The 1,105-nt window shown below is 67.8% G+C and carries 1 protein-coding gene; it reads left to right on the forward strand.

Features of this window, described 5'->3' with window-relative positions:
- The first annotated feature begins 13 nt into the window (after positions 1 to 13).
- Complete coding sequence (locus tag ACIRPP_RS31935; RefSeq protein WP_403650256.1) at positions 14 to 1,105, forward strand: IS630 family transposase; 1,092 nt, start codon at positions 14 to 16, stop codon at positions 1,103 to 1,105.

Consider the following 1,105-nt stretch of genomic DNA (forward strand, 5'->3'; position numbering starts at 1 on the left):
TCGTTGGTTGGGCATGAGTCGTCCGGGTCCGAAGATTCCGCCGTTGTCGGTGACCGATGCCCAGCGGGCCGCGCTGGAGGGCTGGGTCCGTCGTCGCACGACGGCCCAGGCCCTGGCCCAGCGCTCAAGGATCGTGCTGGAGTGCGCCGAGGGGCACTCGATCATGGAGGTGTCCCGCCGGCTGCGGGTCAGTCCCGACACGGTCCGCACCTGGCGGCGCCGCTTCCTCGAACGGGGCCTGGACGGCCTGTGTGACGACCCGCGCCCGGGCGTCCCGCGCAAGATCACCGACGCGGACGTCGAGCGGGTCATCGTCAAGACGCTCGAGGAAACCCCGAAGAACGCCACCCACTGGTCGACCAGGTCGATGGCGGCCGCCACCGGCATGTCCCAGTCGACGATCTCGCGGATCTGGCGGGCCTTCGCCCTGGCCCCGCACCGCTCGCAGACCTTCAAACTGTCCACCGACCCGCTGTTCATCGACAAGGTCCGCGACGTCGTGGGCCTGTATCTGGATCCGCCGGAGAAGGCCCTGGTCCTCTGCGTGGACGAGAAGTCGCAGATCCAGGCCCTGGACCGCTCTCAGCCGGTGCTGCCGATGGTGCCCGGGGTGCCCGAACGCCGCAGTCACGACTACGTCCGCGCCGGCACCACCACCCTGTTCGCCGCCCTGGAAGTGGCCACCGGCAGGGTCATCGGCTCGCTGCACCGCCGCCACCGGGCCGCCGAGTTCAAGAAGTTCCTCGCCAAACTCGACAGGGAAGTGCCGGCTGGCCTCCAGGTCCACCTGATCCTCGACAACTACGCGACCCACAAGACACCCGACATCAAGAAGTGGCTGCTGGCACACCCGCGGTTCCACCTGCACTTCACCCCGACCAGTGCGTCCTGGCTGAACCTGGTGGAGCGGTGGTTCGCCGAACTCACACAGAAGAAGCTCAAGCGGGGCGTCCACCGCTCCGTCCAGGCCCTCGAACGCGACATCCGGTCCTGGCTCGCCGACTGGAACGAGCACCCCAGACCCTTCATCTGGACCAAGACCGCCGACGAGATCCTCGACAAAGTCGCCGCCTACTGCCGACGAATCTCCGACTCAGGTCACTAG

This window comes from Streptomyces sp. NPDC101219, from assembly GCF_044767675.1.
Taxonomy (GTDB): Bacteria; Actinomycetota; Actinomycetes; order Streptomycetales; family Streptomycetaceae; genus Streptomyces.

Bases quoted from the DNA above. Each gene is read 5' to 3' on its own strand.
- ACIRPP_RS31935 (WP_403650256.1), top strand. From the start codon at position 14: ATGAGTCGTCCGGGTCCGAAGATTCCGCCGTTGTCGGTGACCGATGCC.